Raw genomic sequence first — 8,944 nt, 5'->3', positions numbered from 1 at the left:
TGAAATAGTAAAATTTAAACTTAAATTTGTTGGTCGTGAGACTTTAAGAACTAAATTTGGCAAAATAAAAACAATGGTTTTTAGACCTCTTGTACAATCCGGACGTGTATTCAAAGAAGAAGAAAGTCTAACTGTTTGGATATCTGACGATGAGAATAAAATACCTTTACGTATTAAAGCAGAACTAGCAGTAGGATCAATTAAAGCTGATTTAGAAACTTTTAAAGGATTGAAAAATTCATTTATGGTAATTAACTAATATGACGAACACATTTGAAAATATAGTTCAAGAAATTGACAAAAAATACAAAGCAATAAATCAGAAAACCGAAGCACATCTTGAAGGACTACTTTGGTCTAAACCCATCACTTACTGGGATTACATACAAACTGATGCGTTATTAAACCTTCAAGTACAAAGAACAACTTTACCTGACGAAAACGTATTTATTATGTACCATCAGGTAAATGAATTGTTGTTTAAAATGATTTTGTGGGAAATAAACCAATTGTCACATACTGCAAAACCATCAACATATTTTTTTACCGAAAGGCTAATGAGGATAAGCAGATATTTTGATATGCTAACCACTTCTTTCGACATTATGGGCGACGGAATGGAAGTAGAACAATACATGAAATTTCGTCATACACTAACACCGGCAAGTGGTTTTCAAAGCGCACAATATCGTATGATAGAGTTTTGTTCGACCGATTTGATAAACTTAATCGACCACCGCTTCAGAGCAACAATAGACCGAAATACACCGTTCGAACATGCGTTCGAGCATTTGTATTGGCAAGCAGCAGGAAAAGATTACACCACTGGCGAGAAATCATATTTTTTAAAGGAATTTGAAAAAAAATACAAAAAGGAATTTCTAGATTGTATGGAAGAGTATAATACAATTAATTTGTGGCAAAAGTTTAAAGAAATTCCAGAAACCGATCAGCAAAATCCAGAACTCATTGCTGCCATGCGCCATTATGATTACACAGTAAACATCACTTGGGTTATGGGCCATCTAAATGCAGCTAGAAAATATATAGACAACGGAAAAGGAGATGGAGAAGCTACTGGCGGAAGCGATTGGAAAAAATATATGCATCCAAAATACCAAAGAAGAATATTTTTTCCCGAACTTTGGTCAGCCGAAGAACTAAAAACCTGGGGAGAAAATCTTTAAAAACCATTCCATTTGAAAAAGATTATAACGCTATTAGTCATTGCGCTACTAATTATTTCATGTAAAAAAGGCAATGAAAACTCTATTTTGCCCACAAAAAAAGCAAAACCAATTCGTTATGATTTTGGATTCCGACTTAATGATTTTTTAGTTATAAATGACACGATAAAATCTGGAGATACTTTTGGCAGTATCATCGAAAGGCAAAATTTAAACGGCAAGCAAGTATACGATGTTGTTACAAAAGTAAAAGACACTTTCGATTTAAGAATAGTAAGAATAGGCAAGCCTTATACCATGCTCCTTTCTAAAGATAAAACTAAAAAATTAGAATACTTCATTTATCAACCAGACCAATTGAGCTATTATATTGTCGATTTTCGAGATTCGATTGTCTTGGCAAACAAAAAAACAAAACCAGTAACGCTTAAAAGAAGAACAATTTCTGGAGAACTAAATGGTTCGTTATCTGAAACATTAAAAAACGAAGGGGCATCCGCAGCATTATCAAGCCAATTAATAGGTATTTACAAATGGTCTATCGATTTTTTTAAATCTAAAAAAGGGGATAAATTTGCTGTAACATTTACTGAAAGATTTATAAATGATTCTATTTACGACGGAATCGATTCTTTAGAATGTGCTTATTTTGAATACAAAGGCAAAAAAATATATGCTTTCCCTTTCAAACAAAATGCGTCAGACAAAAAAGTAGATTATTATGATGAAGAAGGAAAAGCATTGAAGAATTTCTTTTTGAAAGCACCATTAAAATCGATAAATATTACTTCTAAGTTTTCTAAAAGCAGGTTTCATCCTGTACAATTACGATGGAAAGCGCATAGCGGAACCGATTATGCTGCGCCAACAGGGACACCAATTATGACAACTGCAAGTGGTGTAGTCGAAAAAGCCGGATATTCTTTAGGTAACGGAAATTATGTAAAAGTAAAACATGACAAAACCTATGCAACTCAGTATCTACATATGTCTAGAATTTTAGTTCGTCGAGGCCAGCATGTAACACAAGGTCAAGTTATTGGAAAAGTAGGAAGCACGGGATTGGCAACTGGACCACATGTTTGTTATCGATTCTGGAAAAATGGCAAACAAGTAGATGCGTTAAAACTTAAATTACCTAATTCCATTCCGATGAATAGTAAGAATAAACCAAGATTCATCGAATTTATGACACCATTGAAGAGAGAATTAGATAGTGTGGCGTCGTTAAGCAATAAAAATTAACAATCCTTTTTGAAATGATACAATGGATTTCAAACCTTTTTTCGATAGCTAAATCTGAAGAAAGCAATAATGATAATATGAAGAAATTTTTGATAGTTGGTCTTGGGAACATTGGTCCCGAATATGTAAATACACGTCATAATATAGGATTTAAAGTGTTGGATTTTTTGGCTCGAAAGGAGTCACTAGATTTTCAGACAGTAAAGCTTGGCTCGCTTGCCGAATACAAACTTAAAGGAAGAACGCTTTTATTATTAAAACCAAATACATACATGAACTTAAGCGGAAAAGCCGTTCAGTATTGGATGGAAAAAGAAAAAATAGAAAAAGAAAATGTTCTTATAATTACTGATGATTTAAATTTATCATTTGGAACAATTCGCATAAAACCAAAAGGAAGCGATGGTGGCCATAACGGACTCAAAAGTATTCAGCAAATACTAAATACATCAGAATATCCTAGGTTTAGATTTGGAATTAGTGATGAGTTTAAGAAAGGCAAACAAGTAGATTATGTTCTTGGTGAATGGGACGAAACTGAAAAAGTAAAACTCCCAGAACGATTAGAAATCGCTACAGATGCAGTTAAAACGTTTGCATTAGCTGGATTAGAAAATACCATGACTACTTATAACGGAAAATAAAAAAGGGAAGCCAATTGGCTTCCCTTCTTTATTATATAAATTTATATTATTCTACAACAATACGTTTTACAGTTTTCTTAGCACCATCTGCGATAGTAACCAAATAAATTCCTGCTTCTACTTTATTTAAATTGATGTTTTGATTAAAAGCTCCTGTATTAGAGAAAGATTTCTCATACACTTGACGACCTCTCATATCATGTACGTTCACTTTAATATCATTTGTAGATGCTGATGTAAATCTTAAATTAAAGTTTCCTTTGTTTGGATTAGGGAATAATCCGAAATCTTGAAATTCAAAAGCAGCAGTTCCTAAAGAAGGATTTATAGTAAACTTAGTTGTATTTACATTTAAGAAAATATTACCTATAGCCTCTACTCTAATTCTACAATCTGCAGATGTTACGCCATCTGGAATAGTAACAGTTTCTGTACCATCATTCGGAGTCGTTGCAAGTAATACATATCCCCATGTTACTCCGTTATCTGTCGACAACATTATTTTAACATTAGCAGCGTTATATGGCGCTAAATTTGTTCCTGCAACCACCCACGTAACAGTTTGTGTAGACAACCCAAGGTATGTAATACCAGCAGCGTTTTGTGAAGATACTGTAAATGGAGTTCCGTTATTTTGCACTGAAACAATCATATCGTCAAAAGCAGTCTGTCCGACTTTTTCAGATCCTACTGTAGATACATATGGAGAATTATCTCTAACTGTTAACCTAAAAGTCATTGTTCTAGCGTTAGAATTTAAGTATTCCGTCTTAATTGCTGTTGCATCATTTGTTCCTACAGCTGTAGTAAATTGTGAGTTAGCCATAAATGATGCTAACGTTGGACATAAACGATTTGGAGTAGTTGTAACAGACCAAGTTCTCCAGTTAGGCCCATCTGTTTTAGTAGCAAATGCTACAGAGTTAGCCGCAGTAACTGTTGCAGCATCATCAAACTCTTCCCAAAGATATGTTAATGCATCTCCAGCATTAGCATCAGTTGCAGATCCTCTAAGCTCAAACGGAGTTTGTTCAGGAATACTATAATCTAGACCTGCATTAGCTACGGGAGTAGCATTTCTTCCAGTTAAATTAGTGCTAACCGGACATGTTTTACCTACTAAAACTGTTTGTATTTGTGCAATACTTCCAGCATGATAAGTATCAACAGAATGTGCTTCAACATCTACACCTGTAATTCCAGCATACCCCATAATAGTTACACCAGACCCAACTTCAAAATTAACCGCATTACTTTCTTGCATTGAAAAAGTATGATTACCACCTAGTTGGTGACCTATCTCATGAACTACATAATCGATATCAAAGTTATCTCCTTGAGGAATAGCATCAGCCGGAGATGTAATTCCTCTCCCTTTCGTACTACCTGTTCCAGCAGCAATACCATCAACGCAAGGACAACCAATACAACCAGCATTACCTCCACCACCAGAGGCACCAAACATGTGCCCAATATCATAAGCAGCATTATTAGTCGCTAATGGAGTAGCTACACCTGTTAAAGTAGTGTTTAATGCTTGTTGTAATTGTGTATTCCAGTTTGCCAATGTAGTATACGGGTCAGAAGCAGGTGCATAATAAATAACATTAGTAGAACTCGCAACTAAATTAAGATGTAATGCTAAATCTTTTTCGTAAACACCATTACAACGAGTTAAAGTTGCATTGAAAGCAGCTAAAACCAAAGCCACTTGTGCTGAACTTGTTGCTCCGAAATAATTAGAGTATTCCGCATTACAAGATTGTGCCAAACGCATTACTCTTAATTTACCATCATTTATTTTTTGAGTATTTTCAACAGCCATGTCTAAACCATTAACAATAGGCTCATCAATTGTACCACAAGTCCAATTTAATTTACCCTTGTCTCTCTGTGATTTATAAACTGAATAAACAGTATGATCTTGAGAATAAGGCTCCATAAATTCATTTTCCTTTTCGGTTCTAAAAACCATAGTTTGAATTCCGTTTGGAGCAATACTTAACTTTAAAGTTGCATATTTGTCTGTAATTCCTTTTCCAGAATATGCTCTAATTTCCGGAAATCTAGCTTGTAATTCATCATCAAAATTTGAAGCTTCATATACTTCAAACTCTTCGATTTGACCGTCGGCATTTGGCAAAGAAATGATAGTTGCTTGTCTTTTAGCAGTAGCTCCAACTATTGAGAATAATTGATCACGTAATGGATCAATTTTCAAACTAAATAGCTTATACTCTTTTGGATAAGCAATTCTTCCAACTGCTTTATCTGTGACGATTTTATTATTTGCTCCTTCAAACGCAGACCAAACATTTTTTGTTTGACCTTGTACCTGACTAAGCATAAATAAAGATGCAAAAACCAATAGTAATTGTTTTTTCATTTTAAATAGATTTAGGTTAATAAATTTTTGCTAAAATAAAATAAAAAAATAAAATCTCAAAGTATTTAATGCGAAAAATGCAATTTATTGATTAATAAATTTAAATAATTATAAATTTTATCTAACTATAAATAAATATTTCATATATTTTAGATTAAATAATTAGCAGATTCAAATCTTGACGAACTTATATTTTTAAGAATTTGTAATAGAAAAAATATAAGTCAAATTAAATAATTTAAATTTGCGCTCTAAACTTATACGTACAGTGAAAGTCTTTCATTCTATTTCAGATTTTAAATGCGGGAAAAGAACCGTCGTAACTCTTGGTACTTTCGACGGTGTTCACTTGGGACATCAAAGAATCATAAATCGATTACTAAACAGCACTCAAAATAATAATTTAGAAAGTGTTGTACTCACTTTTTCGCAACATCCACGTAGTGTTTTACAGGCAGAAAGTAATATCAAGTTATTAAATACCAATGAAGAAAAAATCTCCCTTTTAGAAAAAAAAGGAATTGATAATTTAATCATACACCCTTTTGACTCTAGTTTTTCAGAATTAACAGGTGAGGAATTTGTAAAAAATGTATTAGTCGACAGACTAAATATTCAAAAAATAATCATTGGTTACGATCATCGTTTTGGAAAAAACAGAGCATCTGACATACACGATTTAATATATTTTGGAAAAAAATATCATTTTGATGTTGAGCAAATTTCTGCTAAAGAAATAGATGAAATCTCGATAAGTTCTACCAAAACAAGAAAAGCAATTCAGGACGGAAATATAAAATTAGCGAATCAATATTTAGGATACCATTACACTTTTACAGGAAAAGTCGAAAAAGGCAAACAATTAGGAAGAACAATTGGTTTTCCTACCGCGAATATTAGTATCGAAAACACTCAAAAAATCATTCCTAAAAATGGCGTTTATATCGTTGACGGTTCTTGGCAAGGAAAAACCCACCAAGGCATGATGAATATTGGTACAAAACCTACCGTTGATGGAAAAAATACAACTATTGAAATTCATTTTTTTGATGTAAATGAAGATTTATATAATTTAGATCTTACAATTTCTGTTCATGAATTCATTAGAGAAGAGGTGAAATTTAATTCGATTGATGAATTAAAAAACCAACTTCAGCAAGACAAAATCACTTCCTTAGATTATTTAAAAAAATAGAAAACTGTTAAATACTTGTAAGTATGACAAATAATTAATTATATTTGATATAATATTTATTTTTTTTTAACCAATTGTTTAATTAAATCTTATTAGTATGAGTATCTCAAAAGAACTTAATAATGGTATTTTAATTTTTATAGGAATTGGCATCTATTTCCTTACTATGGAATTATTGGGATTATCAGACGTTTTTTTACTTAGAATATTAAATATTTTTATAGTAATATATTTCTTAAACAGGACCATAAAATCTAATTACAACGAAGGCAAAACAGAATATTTAGAAAATCTAATCTCAGGAACATTAACCGCATTAATCGGTGTTACTTTGAGTGTTGCTGGTTTGTTAATTTATATTTCTATGAAAGGTGGCGATGCTTATTTAGCAAAACTTTCTCAGAATTTTTTATTTGGAGGAGGAACACCATCGGTAAATGAATACTGTATAGGTTTGTTTTTTGAAGGAATTGCCTCCTCAATAATCATCACTTTTACATTGATGCAATATTGGAAAGATCGACATTTAAAGCATTTTTAGAGTTAGTTTAATATGTTATTTAACAAAAATGTTTTTAGGAAAACCTCATTTCCTAGAAACATTTTTCAGTTTAAATGAAAATGAACGTGAAACTTTAAATCGAAATCCTTATTTTTGACAACTATTTATAAGATACTATTATGAGTGTAATGAGAAATAATTGGACAAAAGAAGAAATAATTGCAGTATACAACAAACCTATGATGGATTTGCTTTACGAAGCAGCTTCTATTCATAGAGAACATCATGATCCAAATGTGGTTCAGGTTTCAACTCTACTTTCTATAAAAACAGGTGGTTGTCCAGAGGATTGTGGTTATTGTCCGCAAGCAGCAAGATATCATACTGATATTGAAGGCAACGACTTAATGAGCGTGCAACAAGTAAAAGCACAGGCTTTACGTGCTAAATCATCAGGTTCGTCTAGAGTTTGTATGGGAGCAGCATGGAGAAATGTAAAAGACGGACCAGAATTTGACCAAGTTTTAGAAATGGTAAGAACCATCAACAAACTAGACATGGAGGTTTGTTGTACTTTAGGAATGATTACAGAAAACCAAGCACACCGACTAGCAGAAGCAGGATTATATGCTTACAACCACAACTTAGACACATCTGAAGAATATTATAAAGAAGTAATTTCGACCAGAGGTTTTGAAGACAGAATTCAAACTATAGCCAATGTTAGAAAAACAAATGTTACTGTTTGTAGCGGCGGAATTATTGGTATGGGAGAAAGTATAGAAGACAGAGCTGGAATGCTGGTAGCGTTATCTACATTAAGTCCACAACCAGAATCAGTGCCAATAAACGCATTAGTTGCCGTAGAGGGAACTCCGATGGAAGAAGAAAAACCAGTAGAAATCTGGGAAATGATTCGTATGGTTGCTACAACTCGTATTATTATGCCAGAAACACAAGTAAGACTTTCGGCAGGAAGAATGAATATGACTAGAGAAGGTCAGGCTATGTGCTTTTTTGCTGGAGCAAATTCTATTTTTGCTGGAGATAAATTACTAACAACTCCAAACCCAGATGTAAATGAAGACATGAAAATGTTTGAAATGTTGGGATTAAATCCTCAAAAACCATTTACTAAAGTATCTCAACCAACAACGGTAGAAGCAAAAGATTCTCAATATGAATCGTTAGGAGAAAAACCAAAATGGTCAAGACCAAATCACACCATAGAGAAAAATCTCGAGTTGTCTGGAAAAGGAAAAAATTAAAAAAAAATACTTAACAAAAAAGGTACACAAATGTGTACCTTTTTTTATTTAGATTGTAATTTAAATTTTCTGAGTGAATAAAAACCGTATGCCATAGCAACAAATGCCAATAACAAAATACTACCATCAATAGGCAAGCCTGGTGGTGGTGGTGGTGTAGGTGGTGGTGGACCACCGCCTGGAGGAGCAGCATATGTAAAAAAAGTTGCTAGACCAGCTAACAAACTTATACTTAGGTTTTTTGGAGCAATCTTCATAATTGTAAAAATATAAAAAAAAACTTTTTAACAAAATATTTTAAAGCTTATTTTAAATAAATAAATTTTTACTCTAAAACTATTTTCAGCACAATAATAGTGGAAATATTTGATTCAACCAATTAATTTACAATAAAATATCAAAAAATAAAAAAAACCTTCCAATTTTAGACTGCACCCAAAAGTTTGGACAAATTTATAATTAATTTTGATAATAATGAGCTCGATATTGTATCGGGCTCATTTTGTTTAAATTTGAC

At 32.5% G+C, this 8,944-nt stretch carries 9 protein-coding genes; 7 read left to right on the top strand and 2 right to left on the bottom strand.

What is annotated here, in order from left to right:
* From ACH2BP_RS11125 to pth, 4 genes are all read left to right on the top strand, one after another.
* Nucleotides 1-259: DUF3108 domain-containing protein (locus ACH2BP_RS11125; protein WP_395059887.1), on the top strand; the 259-nt coding region annotated here is incomplete at its 5' end.
* Nucleotide 260: 1 nt separating this feature from the next.
* The gene (locus tag ACH2BP_RS11120; RefSeq protein ID WP_395059885.1) at nucleotides 261-1,187 is read left to right on the top strand and encodes a tryptophan 2,3-dioxygenase family protein; all 927 of its coding nucleotides are present in this window, start codon (nucleotides 261-263) and stop codon (nucleotides 1,185-1,187) included.
* Nucleotides 1,188-1,199: 12 nt separating this feature from the next.
* Entirely contained in the window at nucleotides 1,200-2,432 is a 1,233-nt protein-coding gene (locus tag ACH2BP_RS11115; protein WP_395059883.1) for a peptidoglycan DD-metalloendopeptidase family protein, read from the top strand.
* A gap of 77 nt (nucleotides 2,433-2,509) precedes the next feature.
* Complete coding sequence (gene pth, locus ACH2BP_RS11110) at nucleotides 2,510-3,076, top strand: aminoacyl-tRNA hydrolase (RefSeq protein ID WP_395059889.1); 567 nt, start codon at nucleotides 2,510-2,512, stop codon at nucleotides 3,074-3,076.
* Between the two features lie 46 nt (nucleotides 3,077-3,122).
* Here the strand turns inward: pth and ACH2BP_RS11105 are convergent, their stop codons facing one another.
* Nucleotides 3,123-5,462 (bottom strand): reprolysin-like metallopeptidase, encoded by a 2,340-nt coding sequence (locus tag ACH2BP_RS11105; protein ID WP_395059881.1) that lies wholly within the window; start codon nucleotides 5,460-5,462, stop codon nucleotides 3,123-3,125.
* Between the two features lie 268 nt (nucleotides 5,463-5,730).
* On the opposite strand from ACH2BP_RS11105, the gene ACH2BP_RS11100 reads away from it, so the two are divergent.
* From ACH2BP_RS11100 to bioB, 3 genes are all read left to right on the top strand, one after another.
* Nucleotides 5,731-6,657 (top strand): bifunctional riboflavin kinase/FAD synthetase, encoded by a 927-nt coding sequence (locus ACH2BP_RS11100; protein ID WP_395059879.1) that lies wholly within the window; start codon nucleotides 5,731-5,733, stop codon nucleotides 6,655-6,657.
* 97 nt (nucleotides 6,658-6,754) lie between these two features.
* Complete coding sequence (locus tag ACH2BP_RS11095; RefSeq protein ID WP_395059877.1) at nucleotides 6,755-7,198, top strand: hypothetical protein; 444 nt, start codon at nucleotides 6,755-6,757, stop codon at nucleotides 7,196-7,198.
* A gap of 140 nt (nucleotides 7,199-7,338) precedes the next feature.
* Nucleotides 7,339-8,427 (top strand): biotin synthase BioB, encoded by a 1,089-nt coding sequence (bioB, locus tag ACH2BP_RS11090; RefSeq protein WP_395059875.1) that lies wholly within the window; start codon nucleotides 7,339-7,341, stop codon nucleotides 8,425-8,427.
* 44 nt (nucleotides 8,428-8,471) lie between these two features.
* On the opposite strand, the gene ACH2BP_RS11085 is transcribed toward bioB, so the two are convergent.
* Nucleotides 8,472-8,684 carry a PID-CTERM protein-sorting domain-containing protein gene (locus ACH2BP_RS11085; RefSeq protein WP_395059873.1) on the bottom strand — a complete coding sequence of 71 codons (213 nt, stop codon included), beginning with the start codon at nucleotides 8,682-8,684 and terminating at the stop codon, nucleotides 8,472-8,474.
* Nucleotides 8,685-8,944 lie beyond the last annotated feature (260 nt).

The sequence above is a fragment of the Flavobacterium sp. genome, from assembly GCF_043756175.1.
In the GTDB taxonomy this organism is placed as follows: domain Bacteria; phylum Bacteroidota; class Bacteroidia; order Flavobacteriales; family Flavobacteriaceae; genus Flavobacterium.
This window is presented reverse-complemented; position numbering and strand designations above follow the sequence as displayed.

Coding starts and splice junctions, on each gene's coding strand:
- ACH2BP_RS11120 (WP_395059885.1), top strand. CDS start 261: ATGACGAACACATTTGAAAATATAGTTCAAGAAATTGACAAAAAATAC.
- bioB (WP_395059875.1), top strand. CDS start 7,339: ATGAGTGTAATGAGAAATAATTGGACAAAAGAAGAAATAATTGCAGTA.
- pth (WP_395059889.1), top strand. CDS start 2,510: ATGAAGAAATTTTTGATAGTTGGTCTTGGGAACATTGGTCCCGAATAT.
- ACH2BP_RS11085 (WP_395059873.1), bottom strand. CDS start 8,684: ATGAAGATTGCTCCAAAAAACCTAAGTATAAGTTTGTTAGCTGGTCTA.
- ACH2BP_RS11105 (WP_395059881.1), bottom strand. CDS start 5,462: ATGAAAAAACAATTACTATTGGTTTTTGCATCTTTATTTATGCTTAGT.
- ACH2BP_RS11095 (WP_395059877.1), top strand. CDS start 6,755: ATGAGTATCTCAAAAGAACTTAATAATGGTATTTTAATTTTTATAGGA.